This is a genomic window from Streptomyces sp. NPDC007164 (genome assembly GCF_040634135.1).
GTDB classification, from domain to species: Bacteria; Actinomycetota; Actinomycetes; order Streptomycetales; family Streptomycetaceae; genus Streptomyces; species Streptomyces sanglieri.
The window spans coordinates 276,783-298,992 of record NZ_JBEYFB010000004.1 but is presented as its reverse complement, the minus strand read 5'-3'; the positions used below and the strand labels follow the sequence as shown (position 1 = coordinate 298,992).

The following is a 22,210-nucleotide window of genomic DNA, read 5'->3' as shown; positions in this document are numbered from 1 at the left end:
GTCTCGCTCCGTTACTCCGTGCGCAGGCCGTCCGGGCGCATCATGCGCCACAGCGGCGGCAGCGACACCAGCGTGATCAGCAGGATCAGCGCCGCGCCCGCGCCGGTCATCGGCAGGAACAGCCACCAGTCGGTGACCTTCTTGTCGAGCATGGCGATCAGTGCCACACCCAGGCCGAGTCCGCCCGCCACGGCCACCGCCAGCCCGATGAGCACCGGCACGGCGGTCTGCCAGAGCACCGACCAGGCGAGGGTGGACCGCCGGGTGCCGAAGGCGACCAGCACCGACAGCAGGCGCTTGCGTTCGCGCAGCTGCTCCAGCTGCGAGACCAGCATCGCGGCGGCGATCAGCAGCAGCGTCATGGTCGCACCGACCTGGAGGCCGCGCTGCACACTGGCGTACTTCTCGTCACGGACCACCGACTTGAGGGACGCCACCCGCATCCCGGGGTCGATCCGGGCGGCGGTGTTCCGTACGTACTCCGCGACGTCCTGGACGCTCTCGTCGACCCGGATCTGTGCATGGGTGATCGCGCCCGGCAGCGTGCTCGGGTCGACCGCGCCGGTGGTGGCCATGATTCCCCAGGAGTCCTCGCCCAGCGGATCGTTGCGGGTGACGACCGTCCGGGAGTCGGCGGGCAGGGTCCACCGCATCGATTTCCGGCCGGCGCCCGGGTCGATCTCGACCTCCTTGCCCTTGCGGGCCGTCTGGTCCACCCAGTCGGACATCTCCTTGTCGTTCGTGGGGTGGACCACAAAGGTGTCGCCATCCGTGCAGGAGCCGATCCGGGCCAGCTCGCGCAGGGTTCCGCAGTCGCCGACGATGAGACTGGTGGTCGGCTGGATTTCGTCCGCGCCGTACTTGCCGGGCCGGGTGACGTACACCTCGACCCTGCCGATGACGGCCGTCACTCCCTTGGTGGCCTTGAACTCCTCGATGGTCCGGGTGGCCGCCCCCGGGCCGACCTTCTCGGAGTACGTGGAGAATTGGGCCCGCGAGGGGTCCTGCCCGGTCTGCGTACTGAACTCGTCGCCCACCGCGGCGAACAGCATCTGCAGCGCCACCGCGCCCGCGACCGCGACGGTGATTCCGCTGACCGCGCGGGAGGCCGCGCCGCTGCTCAGCTGGAGCCTGCGGGTGGCCAGTTGCCAGGGCACCGGACCGCCGTGCAGCCGGTTGACGCACGCCTCGACCAGCCACGGCAGCAGCAGCGCGAGCCCGACCAGGACCAGCACGGCGCCGCCCGCGATCGGGTACGGGTTGACCGTGGCGTACGGCTCGACCTTGTCGCTCAGCAGGAGCACCGCCAGGCCCGCGACCGGCATCAGCAGCCGCCACCAGAGCCGGCGCCTGCGGTTGCGGCCGCCTCGTACGACGCCCAGCGGTTCGATCACCACCGAGCGCAGGGCGGCCAGCGTGACCAGCACCGCCGCCGCCGGAACGGAGACGGCGACCAGTGCCGTCAGTGCGGCGGAGGGCACCAGGTCGGACGGGAAGACGCTGACGTTCCAGACCTCGATGTGACCGACGAAGCCACGCCCCACGAGGAAGAGCACCCCACCGATCAGCAGGCCGAGGACCGCCCCGAACAGGGCCTCGCCCGCCGCGATCCGGCGGGTCATCCGGATGTCCGTGCCGACCAGGCGCAGCGCGGCGAGCCTGCGGTCGCGGCGGTCGCCGCCGAACCGGACCGCCGTCGCGATGAAGATCGCGACCGGTACCAGCAGCACCACGCTGATCATGATGATCAGCACGATGAGGACGGGCGGCATCTCCTTGCCGCCGTCCGGGTTGCCGTAGGCGGCGATCCGGTGGCCGCCGTCGGCGGACGTCAGGGTGTCGCTGCCCGCGTAGTAGAGCAGGTCCCCGGGCGAGACCAGGCCGGAGTCGGCGATCGTGCCGGTGATCCGGTACGGCACCCGCTCCTTGAGCAGGCGGCCCTCGGGGGAGTCCAGCAGCTTCTTCAGCGCGGGGGAGACTGTCATCTCGTCCGCGCCGGGGAAGTGTGCGACGCCCGGCGGGACGACCGGGTGCGTGCCGTCCGCGCGCATCACATAGCCGTTGACGGTGCGGCCGTGGTACTCGGTCTCCCTGTCGATCCGGAGTACCGAGGTGTCGGACTTCTTGGCCTGTGCGTCGGGCCCGCCGGGGACGCGGTTCTCGACGCGGGCCTGCTCGCGCGCGGAACGCTCTTCGAGCAGATGCGGTACGGAGGCGGCGGTCAGCAGCAGTGCCACACCGAGGCCGACGCCGACGGCGGTCAGCGTGGTGCGGGTCCAGCCCTCGCGCCCGCCGCCGGCGGCGAGCCGGATGCCGAGGCCGAGGTCGCGGAACCAGGCGGCGATGCCGGTGGGTCCGGCGGGCCGGAGCGGGGCCGCGGCCGGTGCCTTCTTGCGGTCGAGCAGGGTCATACGGTGTGCTCCAGGTCGCGGGTCCGTCCGTCGCGCACGGTGACGTCACGGTCGGAGTATGCGGCGACCCGGGCCTCGTGGGTCACCAGGACCACGGCGACGTTGGCGGACCGGGCCGCCTCGGTGAGCAGCTCCATGACCCGTTCGCCGTTGAGGGAGTCCAGGGCGCCGGTCGGCTCGTCGGCGAAGATCACCTTGGGCGAGGCGGCCAGCGCGCGGGCCACGGCGACGCGCTGCCCCTGGCCGCCGGAGACCTCGCCGGGACGCTTCGCGGCGACGTCCTCGACCTCCAGGCGCTCCAGCCAGTGGCGGGCGGTGCGCTCGGCCTCCTTGCGCTTGGCGCCGGCCAGGCGGAGCGGCAGTGCGACGTTCTCGACGCAGGTCAGTTCCGGAACGAGTTGGCCGAACTGGAAGACGAAGCCGAACTCGGTACGGCGCAGGGCGCTGCGTTCGGCGTCGGACATCGCGGAGAGTTCGCGGCCCGCGTAGGTGATCGTGCCCCGGTCGGGGGTGACGATGCCGGCGAGGCAGTGCAGCAGGGTCGACTTGCCGGAGCCGGAGGGGCCCATCACGGCGACGACCTCGCCGGGGTGGATGGAGAACGACGCGCCGTCGAGCGCGGGCGTCGGGCCGTACGCCTTGTGCAGGCCGTCGGCGCTGAGCAGGGAGCCGGAGGGGATCACGCGCCCACCTCCGCGGCGAGCCGGTCGAGCCGGGCGGCGGTCAGTTCCAGCCAGCGCAGATCGGCTTCGAGGTGGAAGAGGGCGTGGTCGCAGATCAGCTGGTCGGCGAGGTCGCCCTTGCGCTTGCGGTCGGTGAGGATGCGCATCAGACGCAGGTGCTCGGTGCGCTGGGTGTCCAGCAGGGCCTCGGCGCTGCGGCCGGTGAGCAGGGCCAGCACGACCTTGGTGTAGAGCGTCGACTGGAGGTACGGCTCGGGCTTCTCCGGCTGCGCGAGCCAGGCGCCGACATCGGTGATCCCGGCCTCGGTGATCGCGTACCGCTTGCGCTCCGGGCCGCCGCCGCTCTCGACGCCGTCCACCTCGACGAGGCCGTTCTTGAGCAGCCGGGACATGGTCGAGTAGACCTGCCCGTAGTGCAGGGGGCGGTCGTGGCCGAACTTCTCGTCGAACGCGCGCTTGAGGTCGTAGCCGTGGCGGGGGCCGGACTCCAGGAGTCCGAGCAGGGTGTGACCGATTGACATGCCGAGCACTGTACACGGTGTGTATACCCCCGGTGTATACCCGGGTGCCGGGGGCAGGCCCCCCGTCCCCCTAGGTGCCGGGCGGGCCCGGCGCGTCCTTCGGGGGCCGTCCCCGGCGGGGGATCGGACCCGCCGAGCCGGGCAGACGACCCGCCTCCGCCAGCGCCCTGCGCAGCAGGAACTCGATCTGGGCGTTCGCGCTGCGCAGCTCGTCGGAGGCCCAGCGGGCCAGCGCGTCGTGCACCGCGGGATCCAGCCGCAGCAGCATCTGCTTGCGCTGCGGCGGGGTCCTGCGGGCCGGCGGAGTCTGTTCGGTCACTGGTAGAGAGTGCCCGTGTTCAGGACCGGCTGCGCCGCCCGGTCACCGCACAGCACCACCATCAGATTGCTGACCATGGACGCCTTGCGCTCCGCGTCGAGCTCGACGATGTCCTGCTCGGCGATCCGGGTGAGCGCCATCTCGACCATGCCGACCGCGCCCTCGACGATCTGCTGCCGGGCCGCGACCACCGCGCCGGCCTGCTGGCGCTGGAGCATCGCGGAGGCGATCTCCGGGGCGTACGCGAGGTGGCTGAAGCGCGACTCGATGATCCGTACGCCGGCGGCCTGCACCCGGGCGGTGAGCTCCACGGCCAGCTTCTCGGTGATCTCCTCGGCGTTGCCGCGCAGCGAGAGGCCGCCCTCGTCGTGGGCGTCGTACGGGTACTCGATCGCGATGTGCCGGACGGCCGCCTCGGTCTGGGTGGCGACGAACTCCAGGAAGTCGTCGACCTCGAAGAGCGCCTGCGCGGTGTCCTCGACCTTCCAGACGACGATCGCGGCGAGCTCGATCGGGTTGCCGTAGGCGTCGTTGACCTTCAGGACCGCGGTCTCGTGGTTGCGGACCCGGGTGGAGATCTTCCGGCTGCTGGTGAGCGGGTTGATCCAGCGGAGCCCGTCGGCGCGGATGGTGCCGACGTACCGGCCGAAGAGCTGGATCACCCGGGCCTCGCCCGGTGCGACCATCTTCACACCCGTCATGCAGAAGAACGAGACGACGACGAGCAGCACCCCGAAGATGCAGACCGGGATGCCCAGGCCGTTGTTGCCGTTCGAGCCGACGACGCCGCCGACGATCGCGAGGCCGATGCCGGCGATCACGCCGACCACGGTCAGCAGCAGGCCGAGACCGCCGGGAATGCTGTGCGCCGTGACCTCTCTCACCTGCGGTTCGGGCATCTGCGGTGTGTCGGGCGTGAGGTCTGCGGCAAGGGTGGTCGTGGCGCGCGGATTGTCATGGTCGGACATGGGATCCCCCGTTTCGAAGTACTGCTTCGGTGCTAGCAATGTGATTACACATTACCTGGGTTCGCAACCCTGGGCACCCTTCATGAGTCGGTTCCCTTAAGAACGGGTGCTGATTGTCACGTCCGTAAAAGACCGCAACGCTCGCTTTTTGTCCTCGCCGACGGTGTTAGCTGGCTGGGCTGAGCTGATCTGGTCGAGCAGAGAAACGGGAGCAACACAGCGATGGGTCGAGCGGATGCGCGACGAGCCCAGCGGCGCGGAGCGCGGCGGGCGCCGAAGAGCGGCGGCATACGCAGACTCTTCACCTGGAAGAAGATGCTGGGCGCCTTCTTCGGGCTCTGCCTGCTGGTCATGGGCGCCTTCGTCGCGCTCTACATGTACGTGGACATCCCGAAGGCCAACGCCCTGGCCGAGCGGCAGAGCAACGTCTACCAGTACAGCGACGGGTCACTGCTGACCCGGACCGGCCAAGGGGTCAACCGCCAGATCGTGGACCTGGCCGAGGTGCCCAAGGAGGTGCAGCACACCTTCGTCGCCGCCGAGAACAAGTCGTTCTACGACGACAAGGGCGTCGACCTGAAGGGCATCACGCGCGGCCTGATCAACACCCTCAGCGGCAAGGGCAAGCAGGGTGGCTCGACCATCACCCAGCAGTACGTGAAGAACTACTACCTGACGCAGGACCCGACGATCAGCCGGAAGCTCAAAGAGCTGGTGATCTCGCTCAAGATCGAGAACAAGAAGGGCAAGGACTACATCCTCGCCGGGTACATCAACACCAGCTACTACGGGCGGGGCGCGAGCGGCATCCAGGCCGCCGCACAGGCCTACTACGGGGTCGACGCCAAGGACCTCGACGTCAACCAGGGCGCCTACCTGGCCTCCGTGCTCCAGGCCCCCAGCCAGTACGACTGGGCCACCGCGAGCGAAACCGGCAAGAAGCTGGTCAAGGAACGCTGGGCCTACACGCTCGACAACATGGTCGAGATGCACTGGCTCGGCCAGGCCGAGCGCGACAAGCTCACGTTCCCGAAACCGGACAAGCCCAAGCCCGCCAAGGGCATGGAGGGCCAGACCGGTTACCTCGTCGAGGCGGCCAATCAGGAGCTGGACAAGCAGGGCATCACCGCGGAGATGCGGCAGGCCGGCGGCTGGACCTTCACGCTCAACATCGACAAGAAGCGGCAGAAGGAGCTGGAGAAGTCCGTCGACCGCCAGCTGGAGTCCAAGCTGGACCGCAAGAACAACAAGGTCGACGCGACCGTCCAGGCGGGCGCCACCTCCGTGAACCCGAAGACCGGCGCCGTCGTCGCGATGTACGGCGGGGTCGGCTACACCCAGCACTACTTCTCCAACGCCACCCGCCGGGACTACCAGCCGGCCTCCACCTTCAAGCCCCTGGTGCTCGCCTCCGCGCTGGAGAACGAGTCGAAGACCCAGAACGGCGACCTGATCGGCGTCAACACCCGCTACGACGGCACCAGCAAGCGGCCCGTCGTGGGCAGCGACACCCCGTTCGCCCCGGAGAACGAGGACAACCGGAGCTACGGCAGCGTCACCGTGCAGAAGGCGATGAACGCGTCGATCAACTCGGCCTTCGCGCAGATGGTCGTCGATGTCGGCCCGCCCGCGGTGAAGAAGACCGCACTGGCTCTCGGCGTACCGGACAAGAACTTCCCCGAGCGCCCCGCCATCACGCTCGGCACCATGAACGCCTCGACCTGGGACATGGCGGGCGCGTACGCCACGCTCGACAACCACGGCAAGAAGGTCACCCCGTTCATCGTGAAGTCGGCCGAGCACCGTGAGCGGACGGCCGAGCCGGTCGAGGGCATCGGCAGCCAGGTGATCAGCCGCAAGTCCGCCGACACCGTGACCTCCGTCCTGACCGGCGTGGTGGACGCGGGCTCCGGCCGGGCGGCCGACACCTCGGCGTACGAGGCGGCCGGCAAGACGGGTACGTCGGAGAACAACAAGTCGGCCTGGTTCGCGGCCTACACCCCGGAGCTCACCACCGTCGTCGCGCTCTTCGGCGAGTCGCCCAAGGAGGGCGGCGGCCAGGTCAGCCTGACCGGCACCGCCAACTCCGGCCGGGCCAACGGTGGCGGCTTCCCGGCGGAGATCTGGGCGGACTACACCCTCGGCGCGCTGGGCGGCGGGTCCACCGCGCAGTTCGACCTGGAGGACGTCGAGCGCGGCGAGGTCACCGTGCCGGCCTCGCCGTCGACGACCCCCTCGCAGACGGCGAGCAGCGACACCACCCCGTCCAAGTCGCCGGACAAGCCCTCGCAGAGCGCGACCCAGTCGCCCGACGTGCCGTCCACGTCCCAGTCGCCGGACGTGCCGTCCACGTCCCAGTCGCCGGACGTGCCGACGAGCCAGTCCCCGGAGCCGCCGGGCGGCGGGGTCCCCGGCAAGCCGGGGGACGGCAGCGAGAACAACGTCGCCGACAAGGCTCCTCCCGCGCGCTGAGCACCTGAGCAGGCGGTGTGGACAAGGGCTCAGGGGCGGTGCCGGCCGGCACCGCCCCTGAGCCCTTTCCCGTACGTACCGCCGGTGTCAGCCGCCGTTGACCTTCTTGGCGATCCGGTCGCCGAGGTCCTTGTCCACGTTGCGCCAGTACTGCAGCGCGCGCTCCAGGACCGGGGCGCTCACCCCGTCGAGGAGATGGCCGGAAATGTTCGACACCAGCCGGTCGCGGGCCGCGTCGTCCAGGACCTTGCGCACCATCGTGCCCGCCTGGCCCCAGTCGTCGTCCTCGCTGTGCAGCTTGTACGCCTCGTGGACCATCTCGCCCGCGGTGGCCCAGCCGGCCGGGTCGCCGTAGCGCGCGGTGTCCGCCTCCGGGCCGCCGTACGAGTTCGGCGCGTAGACCGCTCCGGTACGGGACGGCTCGTACCGCATGGGACCGTCCTTCGCGTACGAGTTCCGGCCGAACCGCGGGCGGTTCGGGGGCAGCTGCGCGTAGTTCGGGCCGATCCGGTACCGGTGGGTGTCGGGGTACGAGAAGAGCCGGCCGAGCAGCATCTTGTCGGGCGACGGGCCGATGCCGGGCACCAGGTTCGACGGCTCGAAGGACGCCTGCTCGATGTGGACGAAGAAGTCCTCCGGGTTCTCGTTCAGCGTCATCCGGCCGACCTCGATCTCCGGGTAGTCGCCGTGCGGCCACACCTTCGTCAGGTCGAACGGGTTGAACCGGTAGTCCGGTGCGTCGTCGAACGGCATGACCTGGATGTACAGCGTCCAGCTCGGGTGGTCACCGCGCTCGATCGCCTCGAACAGGTCGCGGCGGTGGACGTCGCCGTCCACACCGGCCATCCGGTCGGCCTCGTCCTGCGTGTAGTAGTCGATGCCCTGGTCGGTCTTGAAGCGGTACTTCACCCAGAACCGCTCGCCGCCCGCGTTGACCCACATGTAGGTGTGCGAGCTGTAGCCGTTCATGTTGCGGTAGGTCTTCGGGATGCCCCGGTCACCCATCAGCCACGTCACCATGTGGGCGGACTCGGGGGACAGGGTCCAGAAGTCCCACTGCATGTCGTGGTCGCGCACCGCGTTGTCCGGGCGCCGCTTCTGCGAGCGGATGAAGTCCTGGAACTTCATCGGGTCACGTACGAAGAAGACCGGCGTGTTGTTGCCGACCATGTCGTAGTTGCCCTGCTCGGTGTAGAACTTCAGGGCGAATCCGCGGGGGTCCCGCCAGGTGTCGGGAGAGCCCTGCTCACCGGCGACGGTGGAGAAGCGGGCCAGCATGGCGGTCTGCTTGCCCGGCTGGAACAGGTCGGCCTTGGTGAACTGGCTGACGTCATTGGTCACCTTGAAGGTGCCGTACGCGCCGGATCCCTTGGCGTGAACCACTCGTTCGGGGACCCGTTCACGGTTGAACTGGGCCATCTTCTCGATGAGGTAGTGGTCCTGGAGCAGGATCGGTCCGTCGGCTCCGACAGTGAGCGAATGTTCGTCGCTCTCCACCGGGATTCCGGCGTTGTTCGTGGTGTACGGGGTGTTCTTGGTCTTCGATTCCTCGGACACGAGCGTCCTCCCGTCGGTGGGGGTTTCGGTCAGGCCGTCTCGTTCACGACTGAAGTCAAACCCGCCGACAGGAGGTCGGCAACATTTCGCTACCGTGCGTACAGGGCTCTGCCCCGCGCCCGTTCCGTATCCTTTCGCCGTCCTCTTCGCCGGTCCGGCTACTGGCCCCGGGACGGCATCTCGAACCAGACCACCTTGCCGGTCGACAGGCGCGTCGCCCCCCACCGCCTGGCCAGCCGGTTCACCAGGAACAGGCCGCGTCCGCCCTCGTCCATGTCACGCGCCCGGCGCTGCCGGGGCAGCTGCGGGGAGTCGTCGCCGACCTCGCAGCGCAGGATGTCGGTGCGCAGCAGCCGCAGCGTCACCGGCCGCTCCGCGTAACGCACCGCATTGGTCACCACCTCGCTGACCAGCAGCTCCACCGAGTCGGAGAGATCGTCGAGCCCCCAGCGGCTGAGCGCCCTGCGGGCCAGCCTGCGGGCCCGGCCCGGCGCGGTCTCCTCCGGTTCCAGGTGCCAGTACGCGACATCGCTCGGCGCGATCCCGTCGAACCGGGCGGCGAGCAGCGCGATGTCGTCGTCCCGGTCCCCCGGACCGAGCATGTCCAGCACGTCGTCGCAGAGCGCCTCCAGGGGCGGCGAGTGGTCCGGGCCGGTCAGCCGGGCGGTGGCGGCGAGCCGTTCGCGCAGCTGCTCGATCCCGGTCCACACGTCCCGGAGCCGGGACTCGACCAGACCGTCGGTGTACAGCAGCAGCGTGGCGCCCGCGGGCGCGTCCAGCTCGACGGCCTCGAAGTCCACCCCGCCGACCCCGATCGGGGCACCGGGCGGCACCCGCAGCACCTCGGCGCGGCCGCCCAGATGGAGCAGCACGGGCGGCGGATGCCCGGCGTTGGCGATGGTGATCCGGTGTGCGACCGGGTCGTACACCGCGTACAGGCAGGTCGCCATGCGGTCGCTGCCGAGCCGCTGGGCCTGCTCGTCGAGGTGGTGCAGCACCTCCTGCGGCGGCAGGTCGAGCTGGGCCAGGGTCTGCGCGGTGGTGCGCAGCTGGCCCATGATCGCCGCGGACGTCATGGAGTGGCCCATGACGTCGCCGACGACCAGGGCGACCCTGCTCCCGGGCAGCGGGATCGCGTCGTACCAGTCGCCGCCGACCCGGGCCGTCTCGGCGGCCGGCAGATAGCGGGAGGCGAGCCGGACGCCGGTCGGCTGCGGCAGCGAGTCGGGCAGCATGGTGCGCTGGAGCTCGTCGGCGATGTACGCCTCGCGCCCGTACAGCACGGCCTTGTCGATGCCGAGCGCGGTGTGCGTCGCCAGCTGGGCGGCGACCAGCAGGTCGTTGGACTCGAAGGGCGGCCGCTCGGTCCCGCGCAGGAAGACGGCGGCACCGATCACCCGCCGCCGTCCGCGCAGCGGAGCGAGGATCGCACGGTGTCCGGTGGGTACGATCCGGCCGGCGCCGAGCAGCTCGGGCAGCGCGGCGCGGGCCGCCGCGGAGTCCCCGAAGACCGGCCGCACCCCGCGCAGCACCTCGGCCAGCGCGCCGCCGGAGCGGATCTCGCACAGCTCGGCCGCGGGCGTCAGATCGCCGTGCGGGTCGATGACGGGCAGCCGCAGCCGCTCGGTCTCCGACGAACTGTCCGTCTCCTCCTCGCTCAGCCGCAGCCGGTCGGACCGGCGCAGCCGCAGCACGAAGGGGGAGACCGGCCGCTCGTCACCGACCGGGAGCGGGTCGCGGAGGTAGACCAGTATGGCGTCGGAGAACGTCGGCACACTGGCCCGGCACAGGCCCAGCACGATCTCGTCCAGGTCTATGCCGCGGGCGATCCGCCGGGTGGCGGCCCCGACGAAACGCAGCCGGTCGCCCTCGCGCCGGGCCGCGGCCTGTGGGTCGAGTCCTGCGGGACCGGCTGCCGACCCCGGAGCCGCGGCCGGGCCGGGGATCGCGGCGGTGGCAGGGGAAGCGGCCGGCGCGGCGTCCTGCTGCCGCGGCCGGGTGCGTTCCTGCGACCGGGCGGCGAGAGGCTGCCGGCCTTCGTGGGAGGTGGGGTGCTCCGTCACGCGTGGGGTTCCGTCCGTCCGGGCCGGTTGTATGAGGCAATCACCTCGTGGGGCGTTACTGTGCCCCGGCAAGAGCGGCGATAACAACGGCTGTCACCGGATGCCCCGGAACGAGGGGCTGAAACCGGATGCCTGTGGGGTTGGCCGGTGACAACGTTTCCGGCGACGGGGCGGGCAACAGCGAGCACGTCTCCACCCCCTCGTAGTGGTTCATACGATTCATACGACTGATGTGGCTCATACAGCTCATGCAGTGCGCGGTGCTCGTGCGATGACTTGTGGTCAGGTCGGGTGCCGAGCCTCCCGGTTGGGGTGGCGCGGCTCTCCGGAGGACGATCCTACGTTTGTCCCCCTGGGGTGCATCAAGGGTCTCACGACGGCGTATACGAGGGGGTGCGGTCCCAGTCATCCGGAAGCGCGGGAACTCGCCATTGTGGATCGGGCCGCCAGTCCTCCCAGCCGTCCCGGAACGGAGCCCCCCACTCCTCGATCAGCCCGACGGCCGCCCGGCCCGCCTCCTGCACCCGCCGCGCGGTCTCCGGGGCCATCAGACCGGCCCGCTGTGCCATGGCGAACTCGTCCTCGTCGCGCCAGACCCAGCTGCGGTCCGGGTAGACGGAGATGTCGAGAAAGTGATCCTCGGAATCGATGCCACCCTGCCAGCGGGCGTGCGGTTCCTCCAGATTCACGTACCAGTTGTGGAACTGCCAGCCCGGCTCCCAGAACAGCCACACCGACCACGGCTCACCGGGCCGGGCGAGCTTCAGCACACCGTTTCCCAGCCAGGTGGAGCGGGCGGTGGTGCGCGGGGCCGTGTAGCGGGTGGCGAGCGGCTCGGCATGCACGTCCCGGCCACTCGCCAGTACCGGCTTCACACACTCGGTGCCGGGCGCCACCCACGCCGCGAGCAGTTCGTCGGTGTCCTGGACGACGGTGACGGGACGGCAGATGTGGAACGGATCCGGCCCGCCCCCGGACACCCCGGCCCCGGCCGGCGTGCCGTTGCGGCGGTAGCGCCACAGGATCTGATCACCCGGCGCCCAGTGCTCGATGTCTCCGGTACCTGCCATGGACGGATCTTAGGGCCTCCGGCCCCGGGGCCCCCGCCCCCGGGACCGCGACGCAGGTCAGGGGTGGGTCATGCGCAGTACGTCGAGTGCTTCGTCGAGCTGTTCCACGGTGAGGTCGCCCCGCTCGACGTATCCCGAGTCCAGCACCACCTCGCGGATGGTCCGGCGCTGCGCGAGGGACTTCTTGGCGACCTTCGCGGCCTCCTCGTAGCCGATGTACTTGTTCAGCGGGGTGACGACGGACGGTGAGGACTCGGCGTACTCCCTGGCCCGTTCGGCGTTGGCCGTGATCCCGTCGACCGTGCGGTCCGCGAGCAGGCGGGAGACGTTGGCCAGCAGCCGTACCGACTCCAGCAGGTTCTTCGCGATGACCGGAAGCATCACGTTCAGCTCGAAGTTGCCCGCCGCGCCCGCCGTGGCGACCGTCGTGTCGTTGCCCGTGACCTGGGCGGCGACCATCAGCACGGCCTCGGGGATGACCGGGTTCACCTTTCCGGGCATGATCGACGAGCCCGGCTGGAGGTCGGGGAGGTTGATCTCGGCCAGGCCGGTGCGCGGGCCGGACGCCATCCAGCGCAGGTCGTTGGAGATCTTGGTGAGCGAGACGGCGATGGTACGGAGCTGGCCCGAGGTCTCCACGAGCCCGTCCCGCGCGCCCTGCGCCTCGAAGTGGTCGCGGGCCTCCGCCAGGGGCAGACCGGTGGCGCGGGCGACCTCGGCGATGACGGCGGCGGAGAAGCCGGGCGGGGTGTTGATGCCGGTGCCGACGGCCGTGCCGCCCAGGGGCAGCTCGGCGAGGCGGGGGAGCGAGGCGCGCAGCCGTTCGATGCCGTACCTGATCTGTGCCGCGTAGCCGCCGAACTCCTGGCCGAGGGTGACGGGCGTGGCGTCCATCAGGTGCGTACGCCCCGACTTCACCACCGTCGCGAACTCGGCGGACTTGTGCTCCAGGGCGGTCGCCAGCCGGTCCAGTGCCGGGATCAGATCGCCGGTGACGGCGGCCGTCGCGGCGATGTGGATGGAGGACGGGAAGACGTCGTTGGAGGACTGCGAGGCGTTGACATGGTCGTTCGGATGGACCTCGCGGCCCAGCCGTTCGGTGGCGAGGGTGGCCAGCACCTCATTGGTGTTCATGTTGGACGAGGTGCCCGACCCGGTCTGGAAGACGTCGACCGGGAACTGGTCGTCCCAGCGCCCGTCGGCCACCTCGGCGGCGGCCTCCTGAATGGCCGCGGCGATGTCCGGGTCGAGCACCTTCAGCTCGGCGTTCACCTTGGCCGCGGCCGCCTTGATCCGGGCCAGGGCCTCGATGTGGGACCGTTCGAGGCGCTGGCCGGAGACCGGGAAGTTCTCCACCGCGCGCTGCGTCTGGGCCCGCCACTTGGCCTTCGCGGGCACCCTCACCTCGCCCATCGAATCGTGCTCGACGCGGAAATCTCCGCCGCCCGCGGGGGACTGTTCGCCGTTCCGTGACTCGTCCATCTCGTTCAACCTCCTGAAAAAGTTGAGCACTTGTCTTGTTCTGTCTATTCCCAAGTCGCCTACCGACCAGTAAATACCGGGGGTAACCACAACCCGGGGAGGCGCAATGAGGCGCACCAGGCACAGACTTCGCTGTACGGTCGCGGCCGCCGCTGCCATGGCGGCGGCGATCGGCGGCATGGCCGTGGCCGCCGGACCGGCCGGCGCGACGGACCGGTCCGGTACCAGCACTACCGCATCCACCCCTCTGTCGCCGGAACTGGAGGCCGTCCGCGCGGCGGAGGCCACCAAGCTGTACGGCGACCCGGCCGAGCGACCGCTCGCCGACCGCAAGACCGGGCTGATCTCGCTCGGCGACAGCGAGATCTCCGGCGAGGGCGTCGGCACGTACGAGGCCGGCACCAACGGCCCCGACAACTGGTGCCACCGCTCGCCCGACTCCGCCATCCACCGCACCGGCATCCCTGCGGACGTCACGTACAACGTCTCCTGCTCCGGCGCGTACACCGGCAACATCGTGATCGGCGGATCCAAGCAGTACTCCGACGAACTGGTGCAGAGCGACAACCTCGCCATCAAGGCCCGCAACACCCGCATCAAGATGATCGTGCTGGTGGCGGGTGCCAACGACGACCTCCAGTTCGGCCCGGTCATGACGGACTGCGTCACGCGCTGGGTGCTCTCCCAGGGCACCTGTGAGCCCAAGTACGACGGCGGCTGGCAGGCGCGCGTCGACGGACTCGTCCCCAAGGTCGAGAAGACGGTGCGCGACCTGAAGACCGTCATGTCCGGCGCCGGGTACGGCGCCGGCGACTACAAGCTCGTGGTCATGGGGTACCCGAGCCCCATCGGCCCGGACTTCTACGACAACCCGAACTTCCCCGGGAAGCTTCCCGGCGGCTGCGCCGGGTACGACTCGGACGCCGCCTGGGGCCGCAACGTGGCCGTCCCCGCCTTCGAGCGAGGCATGCGCAGGGCGGCCGCGGACACCGGAGCCGTCTACCTCGACAACTCCCGGCTCTTCCACGGCCACGAGGTGTGCAGCGAGTCCACCTGGGCCCGCGGTCTCTACATCGACCTCGGACACTTCCCGCCGGACTCCAACTCCCTGCGGCAGTCCTTCCACCCGAACGCGAGCGGCCACGGCGCCTTCGCGTCCTGCCTGACCCAGATCTACAACTCGAACCTGCGCGAGGCGAGCTGCGCCGACCCGGCGAGCACCGGAAAGCCGCTCCTGCGGTCCGGGGCGTGGGACGACTCCTTCAAGCCCCTGAAGAACGAGGCGACGGGCACCTGTGTGGACGCCCCCGGCTCGGTGACCCGCAATGACACGAAGATCGGCGGCTGGGACTGCCACGGCGGCCGCAACCAGGGCTGGTGGTACGACTCCGGTACGAAGACCCTCCGCACCGAGCTGAGCCACGACCGGTGCCTGGACGTGCCGGGCGCCGACTACAAGGCCGGCGCCACGGCCATCCTGTACAACTGCTCGGGCGCGGCCAACCAGCAGTTCGTGAAGCAGTCGGGCACCCTGCGCCCGGCCGCCTCGACCGGACTGTGCCTGACGCTGGCGGCGGCGAAGGACCCGCTGAAGCTCCAGAACTGCGACGGCAGCGCGCAGCAGCGGTTCGTGTAGCAGTGCGCGGAGGTGTGGGGCGGCCTCGGCCGCCCCACACCTCCCGGGCCGTTCGGCGCCGGCCGGTCAGCCGGAGGTCACGAACGCGCCGAGCGCGGCGGCCAGATGGCCGGGGTCGTCGACCCCGCACAGCTCGCGCGCCGAGTGCATGGACAGCCCCGGCACCCCCACGTCGACCGTCTCCACACCCAGCCGGGCCGCGGTGAGCGGGCCGATCGACGTACCGCACGGCATCGCGTTGTTGGAGACGAACGGCTGCCACGGCACGCCCGCCCGCTCGCACGCCGACGCGAACACCGCCATGCCGGTGCTGTCGGTGGCGTACCGCTGGTTCACGTTGACCTTGAGCGTGGGGCCGCCATTGGGCAGCGGACGGTGGTCCGGGTCGTGCCGCTCCGCGTAGTTGGGGTGCACCGCGTGGGCCATGTCGGCGGAGACGCAGAAGGCCCCGGCCAGGGCGCGCGACCAGTCCTCCGGGCTGCCGCCGCGGGCCGTGACCGAGCGGCTCAGGACCCGCTCCAGCAGCGGCCCCTGCGCACCCGTCGCCGAACCGCTGCCGACCTCCTCGTGGTCGAAGGCGGCCAGCACCGGGATGTACGCCGGCTCCTCGGCCGCGGTCGCCGCACCCGTCAGGGCCGTGACGCCCGCGTGCACCGAGACCAGATTGTCCAGCCGCGCCGACACCACGAACTCCCGCTCCGCGCCCAGATATCCGGGCTGCTGGGTGTCGTGGAGCATCAGGTCCCAGCCCAGCACCTCGTCCGGGTCCACCTCGGCGGCCGCCGTGACCCGGCGCAGCAGCGCACCCTCCGCACGGGAGCCGAGCGCCCAGACCGGGGCGAGGTGGAGCTGCCGGTCGAGCGTCAGCGCCTCGTTGACCGTACGGTCCAGATGAATGGCCAACTGGGGCACCCGCAGCAGCGGTTCGTCGATCTGGACCAGCCGGGACGCGACCCCGCCGCCCGGCGCCCGCACCGCGAGCCGCCCGGAGACGCCCAGGTCGCGGTCGAGCCAGGTGTTCAGCGGAACGCCGCCGTAGATCTCCACACCGACCTGCCGCCAGCCCGCCGACGAGGTGTCGGGAGCGGGCTTGACCCGGAGATTCGGGGAATCGGTGTGGGCGCCGATGATCCGGAAGGGGGTGTGTGCCGGGGCCCCCTCGGGGACGTACCAGGCGATCAGCGCACCACTGCGGGCGACGAAGCTGCCGCCGGTCGTGCCCGTCCAGTCGTCCGTGCCCCGCAGTTCACGGAAGCCGGCCTTCTCCAGGCGCTGGGCGGCACTGGCCACCGCGTGGTACGGGGAGGGGCTGGTGCTGATGAAGGACAGCAGGTCATCGGTGTGGCTGCGGTGGGGAAGCGGCGTCATCGGGCGTCCGCCTTTCCGGTGTTCGACGTTGAGGGTGGAGGAACCCGCGCCGGGCCGCCGCACACGGTGCGGGCGGAGTACGGCGCGGGGGTGGCGGCCGGTCCCGGGTCACCCGGGCGATCCGGTGGGACCGCCCGGGGCCCGCGGCTGTCTGCCGGTTGGCCGGGGCGGGTGTCCCGGGGCCGGCGCGGCCGAGTGGTTCAGGAACGTCCGACAACCCACCAAAGCGGGCCGGTACGGCGCAAGTCCGCGGCGCGGCCCGCTGCGTGAAAGCGGCGGTGCCGGACCGGCCGCGGCGGCGGCGGGCCCCCGGGCGGGCGGGGGCGTGCCGGGGCCGGCACCGGGAGCGTGCGGGACGGCACGGCGGGCGCCCGGCCCCCCGCCGGTCCCCCCGAGATTGGCTGAATAACGCCGTACGGGAATCCTCACCGCTCCGGCCCGACGCGATCGGCGCCGGAACGGGGAGCGGGGACGGCGGCCCGCCCGCGCGCCCCGGACACCCTGATCAGGAACACCACGGCGACCACGATGGCCGCCCCGTGCGACCAGCCCACGACGGCCGGCGGGCTGTACCTGTCGAGGGCCGCCGCGACCAGGACCATGCCGACGCCGAACCCCAGGTTCTCCAGGGTCGCGGAGAGCCCGAAGGCATGCGCGCGCAGATCGGCGGGGAGCGTCTGCAGATGGGAGGTGTACGAGATCTCCGTCAGCCCGTCGGCCGCCCCCGCCACCAGCGCGATCACGGCGGTCGCCGCCCACGGGAACCCGGCGAACGCCAGGATGAACGCCCCGGACATCAGACAGGTGCCGTACCCGAAGCCCGGCGCTCCCACCGTCCGCCCGGTGCGTCGGACGTATCGCTGGATCACCTGCTGCGCGGCGACGTTCCCCAGCGCCCACAGGCACCAGAACGCGCTGACGAACACGGCGGGGCGATCCGCGTCGAGCGCGGCGGAGTGGACCGGCAGCGCGGCGTTGTGCGAGGAGGAGCCGAAGGCGTCCACACTCCGCAGCACCACCATCAGACCGAGACCCGGCGCGGCCGCCGACGCGAGAAGCACGCCCGGCCGCCGCCACCGGCCCGGCTTCCCCCGGCCACCGGTCCGCTCCTTCCCCCTGTCCCCGCCGGAATCCCCCTCCGATTCCGGCCGGGCGTCCTTTCCCCGGCCCCCGCCCGCGATCGGCAGCAGCGCCACCGTCGCGGCGCAGACCACGAAGGTGGCCATGTCCACCACGAAAGCGGCGGTGTATCCGACGAGTGAGACCACCACGCCCGCGGACGCGAAACCGGCCACCATGGCCAGCGAACGCCCGGTGATGGAAAGGGAGTTCGCCCATGACCGCCGGTCGTCGCCGACCATCTCGGGAATGGAACTGCGCAACGACACCATGAAAAGCGTTCCGCAGCCGCCGGCCACCACCGAAACGGCCATCAGCGCGGCCGTCCGCATCCCCCCGGGCGCGAGGACGAGCAGCAGCATCACCGCCGCCTGCGCCACATTCGTCCACAGCATGACGCGCTTGGCGGTGAACCGGGCGAGCAGACCACCGGCGGTCAGTCCCGCGACAAATCCGGACGCCAGCCGCACGGCCATGAACAGGCCCATCGCGAGCGCCTTGCCCGTCGTCTCGTAGACGAACAGATTGAGCGCCACCATGTTCAGGAAAGTGCCGTACGAGGACAGGGCATATCCGGCGATCAGGAATCGGTAGCGGCGTTCCCCGCGCACGGGACCGGCCCCGTCGCCCTTCGGTGCCCGGTCCGGCCGGTCGTCCGCCTGCTCGATTTCCTGCGTCACCGGCTCATACTCACCGAGCGGTCGCGCTCACCCACGAGCCCGCGATTGCACGAATGTAATCTGCATCCTTGTGAAGGACGATCATTCCGGCCCACGGGCGTGTGATTACCGCGAATCGTCGCCGAACCGCGTCTGCGACCCGGCCCTCGCGGCCTACCGGCGCGCGCTCGCGGACGGAAGCCTTCCGGCGGACGAGGTGCCCGGCTGCCTGAGCGCCCTGCATCTGATGGTGGAGGACCGCGACGCCCCGGGGCGGCTCGTCCCCGTACCGCCCGAAACCGCCTCGTTCGATGTGCTCGGGCCCATCGAGGCGGCGATCGCCCGGCAGCGCCGCACACTGCGTTCGGCCCGCGCCGCGCTGACCGTGTTCGAGGGCCTGTACGCCGATGCGCACCGCCTCGAACCGTCCGCGCTCACCCGGCTCTCCGGCGAGGCCGTCATCGGCAAGGCGCTCGAAGCGGGCGTCGCGGGCTGCCGCGAGGAGGTCCGCACCGCCCACCCGGGCGGTGGCCGTCCCGTGCACGTGCTGGAGGAGTCGCTGCCCAGGGACGTACGCAATCTGCGCCGGGGCATCCGGCAGCGGACCATCTACCAGCACACGGTCCGCTCGGACCGTACGACGCTCGCCTACATAGAGCGGGTGACGACCGAGGGCGCCGAGGTCAGAACGCTCGCCGAGGTCGCCGACCGGATCATCGTCTTCGACCGGAGCCTGGCGTTCGTCCCGTTCTCCGACGAGCCGCACAGCGCCCTGCGCATCCAGCACCCGTCCCTGGTCCGCTTCCTGGCCCGGCACTTCGACGAAGCCTGGGCCCGCTCGGTCCCGGTCCGCCCGGAACGGGTGCCGCTGCGCACCCCGGTCGTCACCTCCGACCTGCAACGGACCATCCTGCAGGCGGTGGTGGGCGGCGAGACGGACCAGTCGATCGCCCGCCGGCTCGGCATGAGCCGCCGCAGCGTCGCGGAGCACGTACGGAGGGTCTCCGAGCAGCTGGGCAGCAACAGCCGGGCCCAACTCGGCTACCTGGTCGCGACGTCGGGCCTGCTGGAGGCATGAGCACGGCCCCGCGGACACTCCGCGGGGCCGTGCTTCGTACCGACGGGTCAGGCGAGACCCGGGCCCCGCACCGGAATGCTGGTGAACGTCGGTGCCGGGGCGGGCTCGGTGAAGAAGTCGTTGCCCTTGTCGTCGACGACGATGAACGCGGGGAAGTCCTCGACCTCGATCCTCCAGACCGCCTCCATGCCGAGCTCCTCGTACTCGACGACCTCGACCTTCTTGATGCAGTCCTGCGCGAGCCGGGCCGCCGGGCCGCCGATCGAGCCCAGGTAGAAACCGCCGTGCGCGTCGCACGCGTCGGTGACCTGCTTGGACCGGTTGCCCTTGGCGAGCATCACCTTGGAGCCGCCCGCCGCCTGGAACTGCGCGACATAGCTGTCCATCCGGCCGGCCGTCGTCGGGCCGAAGGAGCCGGAGGCGTACCCCTCGGGCGTCTTCGCCGGGCCCGCGTAGTAGACCGGGTGGTCCTTCAGGTACTGCGGCATCTCCTCGCCCGCGTCCAGCCGCTCCTTGATCTTGGCGTGCGCGATGTCGCGCGCCACGACCAGCGGGCCGGTCAGCGAGAGCCGGGTCTTGACCGGGTACTTGGTCAGCTCGGCGAGGATGTCGTCCATCGGCCGGTTGAGGTCGATCTTCACACTGTGCCGTTCAGCGGCTTCGCCGTGGGCCCCGGCCTCGTCGAGGTGCTCGTCCGTGGTGTCCGGGAGGAAGCGGGCCGGGTCCTTCTCCAGCTGCTCCAGGAAGACGCCCTCGGCGGTGATCTTCGCGGTGGCCTGGCGGTCGGCCGAGCAGGACACGGCGATCGCGACGGGCAGCGAGGCACCGTGCCGGGGGAGGCGGACGACGCGCACGTCGTGGCAGAAGTACTTGCCGCCGAACTGCGCGCCGATGCCGATCTTCTGCGTCAGCTCGAAGACCTTCTCCTCCAGCTCCTTGTCCCGGAAGCCGTGGCCGGTGGGGGAGCCCTCGGCGGGCAGCTCGTCCAGGTAGTGCGCGGAGGCGTACTTCGCGGTCTTCAGCGCGAACTCGGCCGACGTACCGCCGACGACGATCGCCAGGTGGTACGGCGGGCAGGCGGCCGTGCCCAGCGAACGGATCTTCTCCTCCAGGAACTTCATCATGGAGGCCTCGTTCAGCACGGCCTTCGTCTCCTGGAAGAGGAACGACTTGTTGGCCGAGCCGCCGCCCTTCGCCATGAAGAGGAACTTGTACGCGCCGCCGTCGGTGGCGTACAGCTCGACCTGGGCGGGGAGGTTCGAGCCGGTGTTCTTCTCCTCCCACATGGTGAGCGGAGCCATCTGTGAATAACGCAGGTTGAGCTTGGTGTAGGCGTCGAAGATGCCGTGCGACAGCGCCTCCTCGTCACCGCCCTCGGTGAGGACGTTCTGCCCGCGCTTGCCCATGACGATCGCGGTGCCGGTGTCCTGGCACATCGGCAGCACGCCGGCCGCCGCGATGTTCGCGTTCTTCAGCAGGTCGAGCGCGACGAACTTGTCGTTGGACGAGGCCTCGGGGTCGTCCACGATCCGCCGCAGCTGCGCCAGGTGGGCGGGGCGCAGGTAGTGCGAGATGTCGTGCATGGCCTCGGCGGCCAGGGTGCGCAGCGCCTCCGGCGCGACCTTGAGGAACGTACGGCCGTCGGCCTCGAAGGTGGAGACACCCTCGGAGGTCACCAGACGGTACGGCGTGGTGTCCTCTCCCAGCGGGAGCAGATCGGAGTACGCAAACTCTGGCATTACGGCCATTCCTCACTCGGCAGACGGCGGCTGACCTCCCTTGGGCAGCGCACCCACCAGGGTAGAACGCCGCACGAGCGGCGAAGCTGTGAGGTAAGGCTCAGTTCGGCCACCCCGGGGCGGCCGTCGCGGGAGGGCTGTCGCGGTATCGCCGTCACGGGACGGCCGTCGCGAGGGCGGGATGCGACACGGCGGAGGCGGGGCAGGGGGTAGTCGCGATCTATCGCGTTTGGGTACGCTGGGCCGGTGGACCTCGAAAAGCAGCCCCAGCAGCCCCAGCAGCCGGTGGCCCCGGTGGAACCGGCCGGCATCCGCGCCTCCGACGCGGACCGGGACCGGATCGCGGACATCCTGCGGGAAGCCATGGCCGAGGGCCGGCTCACCGCCGACGAGCACGCCGAGCGGGTCGACGCGGTCTATCGCGCCAAGACCGTCGGCGAGCTGGAACCGCTGGTACGGGACCTGCCCGCCCCGGGTGGTGCCGCCCGTACGGCCGCCGCCCCCGGCACCTACGGTCACGAGAGCCCCACCGGCCCCGCCGAGAACCTGGTGGCGATCTTCAGCAGCTCGACCCGCAAGGGCCGCTGGCGGGTCGGCGGCCGTACGAACGCCTTCGCGCTCTTCGGTAGTGTGGAGGTCGATCTGACCGAGGCGCTTTTCGGTCAGAGACTCACGGTCATCAACGCGACCTCCATCTTCGGAAGCGTCGAAATCAAGGTCCCCGAGAACATCTCGCTGCGCGGCAGCGGTACGGGCGTCTTCGGCAATTTCGAAGTCGCCACACTGGAATCCGCGGACCCCGAGGCGCCGGTGGTCGTGGTCAACGGCTATTCCGTGTTCGGCAGTGTGGAGGCGAAGCCCAAGCGCGGGAAGTTCATCGCGGACCTCCAGGACCGGCTGCGCAAATACCTCGGATAGCTCCTCCGAAACCGCTCCGGACCGTCCTTCGAAACTCCGCGGGAACTTCTCCAGAGCTGCTCCAGAGCTGCTTCGGAACTCCGCAGGAACTCCGCAGAAACTGCTTCGGAACTGCTTCGGAACTGCTTCGAAAACAAGCCAGATTCC

Annotated in this window: 16 protein-coding genes; 4 read left to right on the top strand and 12 right to left on the bottom strand. The window is 70.6% G+C overall.

Annotated elements, in window-relative coordinates; genetic code table 11:
• Positions 1 to 11: 11 nt before the first annotated feature.
• The 5 genes from ABZ622_RS10010 to ABZ622_RS09990 form a co-directional block, all read right to left on the bottom strand.
• Positions 12 to 2,411: an FtsX-like permease family protein gene (locus ABZ622_RS10010; RefSeq protein ID WP_360541869.1), complete on the bottom strand. Its 2,400-nt coding sequence runs from the start codon at positions 2,409 to 2,411 to the stop codon at positions 12 to 14.
• Complete coding sequence (locus ABZ622_RS10005; RefSeq protein ID WP_360541868.1) at positions 2,408 to 3,094, bottom strand: ABC transporter ATP-binding protein; 687 nt, start codon at positions 3,092 to 3,094, stop codon at positions 2,408 to 2,410. The genes ABZ622_RS10010 and ABZ622_RS10005 overlap by 4 nt, the downstream gene beginning before the upstream one ends.
• Complete coding sequence (locus tag ABZ622_RS10000; protein ID WP_124716644.1) at positions 3,091 to 3,615, bottom strand: PadR family transcriptional regulator; 525 nt, start codon at positions 3,613 to 3,615, stop codon at positions 3,091 to 3,093. Before ABZ622_RS10000 ends, ABZ622_RS10005 begins: the two co-directional genes overlap by 4 nt.
• Before the next feature lie 70 nt (positions 3,616 to 3,685).
• Positions 3,686 to 3,934 carry a hypothetical protein gene (locus tag ABZ622_RS09995; RefSeq protein ID WP_266688881.1) on the bottom strand — a complete coding sequence of 83 codons (249 nt, stop codon included), beginning with the start codon at positions 3,932 to 3,934 and terminating at the stop codon, positions 3,686 to 3,688.
• Entirely contained in the window at positions 3,931 to 4,902 is a 972-nt protein-coding gene (locus tag ABZ622_RS09990; RefSeq protein ID WP_360541867.1) for an SPFH domain-containing protein, read from the bottom strand. The genes ABZ622_RS09995 and ABZ622_RS09990 overlap by 4 nt, the downstream gene beginning before the upstream one ends.
• Positions 4,903 to 5,124: 222 nt before the next feature.
• Here ABZ622_RS09990 and ABZ622_RS09985 point away from each other — a divergent pair, with 222 nt between their 5' ends.
• The gene (locus ABZ622_RS09985; protein WP_360541866.1) at positions 5,125 to 7,374 is read left to right on the top strand and encodes a transglycosylase domain-containing protein; all 2,250 of its coding nucleotides are present in this window, start codon (positions 5,125 to 5,127) and stop codon (positions 7,372 to 7,374) included.
• A gap of 87 nt (positions 7,375 to 7,461) precedes the next feature.
• On the opposite strand, the gene ABZ622_RS09980 is transcribed toward ABZ622_RS09985, so the two are convergent.
• The 4 genes from ABZ622_RS09980 to ABZ622_RS09965 form a co-directional block, all read right to left on the bottom strand.
• Positions 7,462 to 8,931, bottom strand: coding sequence for a catalase (locus ABZ622_RS09980; protein ID WP_360541865.1), 1,470 nt, complete (start codon positions 8,929 to 8,931; stop codon positions 7,462 to 7,464).
• A 158-nt stretch (positions 8,932 to 9,089) separates the two neighbouring features.
• The gene (locus ABZ622_RS09975; RefSeq protein WP_360541864.1) at positions 9,090 to 10,994 is read right to left on the bottom strand and encodes a SpoIIE family protein phosphatase; all 1,905 of its coding nucleotides are present in this window, start codon (positions 10,992 to 10,994) and stop codon (positions 9,090 to 9,092) included.
• A gap of 371 nt (positions 10,995 to 11,365) precedes the next feature.
• Complete coding sequence (locus ABZ622_RS09970; protein WP_360541863.1) at positions 11,366 to 12,064, bottom strand: DUF402 domain-containing protein; 699 nt, start codon at positions 12,062 to 12,064, stop codon at positions 11,366 to 11,368.
• A 57-nt stretch (positions 12,065 to 12,121) separates the two neighbouring features.
• On the bottom strand, positions 12,122 to 13,546 hold the full coding sequence (locus ABZ622_RS09965) for a class II fumarate hydratase (RefSeq protein WP_360541862.1): 1,425 nt from the start codon (positions 13,544 to 13,546) through the stop codon (positions 12,122 to 12,124).
• Between the two features lie 106 nt (positions 13,547 to 13,652).
• Here ABZ622_RS09965 and ABZ622_RS09960 point away from each other — a divergent pair, with 106 nt between their 5' ends.
• Positions 13,653 to 15,182: a ricin-type beta-trefoil lectin domain protein gene (locus ABZ622_RS09960; RefSeq protein WP_360541861.1), complete on the top strand. Its 1,530-nt coding sequence runs from the start codon at positions 13,653 to 13,655 to the stop codon at positions 15,180 to 15,182.
• A gap of 66 nt (positions 15,183 to 15,248) precedes the next feature.
• Here ABZ622_RS09960 and ABZ622_RS09955 read toward each other — a convergent pair whose 3' ends face one another.
• Both ABZ622_RS09955 and ABZ622_RS09950 read right to left on the bottom strand, forming a co-directional pair.
• Positions 15,249 to 16,550, bottom strand: a complete 1,302-nt coding sequence (locus ABZ622_RS09955; RefSeq protein ID WP_360541860.1) for a M18 family aminopeptidase — start codon at positions 16,548 to 16,550, stop codon at positions 15,249 to 15,251.
• 425 nt (positions 16,551 to 16,975) lie between these two features.
• Positions 16,976 to 18,349, bottom strand: a complete 1,374-nt coding sequence (locus tag ABZ622_RS09950) for an MFS transporter (protein WP_360541859.1) — start codon at positions 18,347 to 18,349, stop codon at positions 16,976 to 16,978.
• Between the two features lie 70 nt (positions 18,350 to 18,419).
• Between ABZ622_RS09950 and ABZ622_RS09945 the strand changes: the two genes are divergently transcribed.
• A complete protein-coding gene (locus tag ABZ622_RS09945) occupies positions 18,420 to 19,406 on the top strand; it encodes a LuxR C-terminal-related transcriptional regulator (protein ID WP_360541858.1) in 987 nt (328 codons plus the stop codon).
• Between the two features lie 47 nt (positions 19,407 to 19,453).
• On the opposite strand, the gene ABZ622_RS09940 is transcribed toward ABZ622_RS09945, so the two are convergent.
• Entirely contained in the window at positions 19,454 to 21,145 is a 1,692-nt protein-coding gene (locus ABZ622_RS09940) for a fumarate hydratase (RefSeq protein WP_360541857.1), read from the bottom strand.
• A gap of 246 nt (positions 21,146 to 21,391) precedes the next feature.
• Between ABZ622_RS09940 and ABZ622_RS09935 the strand changes: the two genes are divergently transcribed.
• On the top strand, positions 21,392 to 22,063 hold the full coding sequence (locus tag ABZ622_RS09935; protein WP_360541856.1) for a DUF1707 domain-containing protein: 672 nt from the start codon (positions 21,392 to 21,394) through the stop codon (positions 22,061 to 22,063).
• Positions 22,064 to 22,210: the final 147 nt, after the last annotated feature.

Coding starts and splice junctions, on each gene's coding strand:
- ABZ622_RS10010 (WP_360541869.1), bottom strand. CDS start 2,411: ATGACCCTGCTCGACCGCAAGAAGGCACCGGCCGCGGCCCCGCTCCGG.
- ABZ622_RS10000 (WP_124716644.1), bottom strand. CDS start 3,615: ATGTCAATCGGTCACACCCTGCTCGGACTCCTGGAGTCCGGCCCCCGC.
- ABZ622_RS09990 (WP_360541867.1), bottom strand. CDS start 4,902: ATGTCCGACCATGACAATCCGCGCGCCACGACCACCCTTGCCGCAGAC.
- ABZ622_RS09985 (WP_360541866.1), top strand. CDS start 5,125: ATGGGTCGAGCGGATGCGCGACGAGCCCAGCGGCGCGGAGCGCGGCGG.
- ABZ622_RS09970 (WP_360541863.1), bottom strand. CDS start 12,064: ATGGCAGGTACCGGAGACATCGAGCACTGGGCGCCGGGTGATCAGATC.
- ABZ622_RS09965 (WP_360541862.1), bottom strand. CDS start 13,546: ATGGACGAGTCACGGAACGGCGAACAGTCCCCCGCGGGCGGCGGAGAT.
- ABZ622_RS09960 (WP_360541861.1), top strand. CDS start 13,653: ATGAGGCGCACCAGGCACAGACTTCGCTGTACGGTCGCGGCCGCCGCT.
- ABZ622_RS09955 (WP_360541860.1), bottom strand. CDS start 16,550: ATGACGCCGCTTCCCCACCGCAGCCACACCGATGACCTGCTGTCCTTC.
- ABZ622_RS09940 (WP_360541857.1), bottom strand. CDS start 21,145: ATGCCAGAGTTTGCGTACTCCGATCTGCTCCCGCTGGGAGAGGACACC.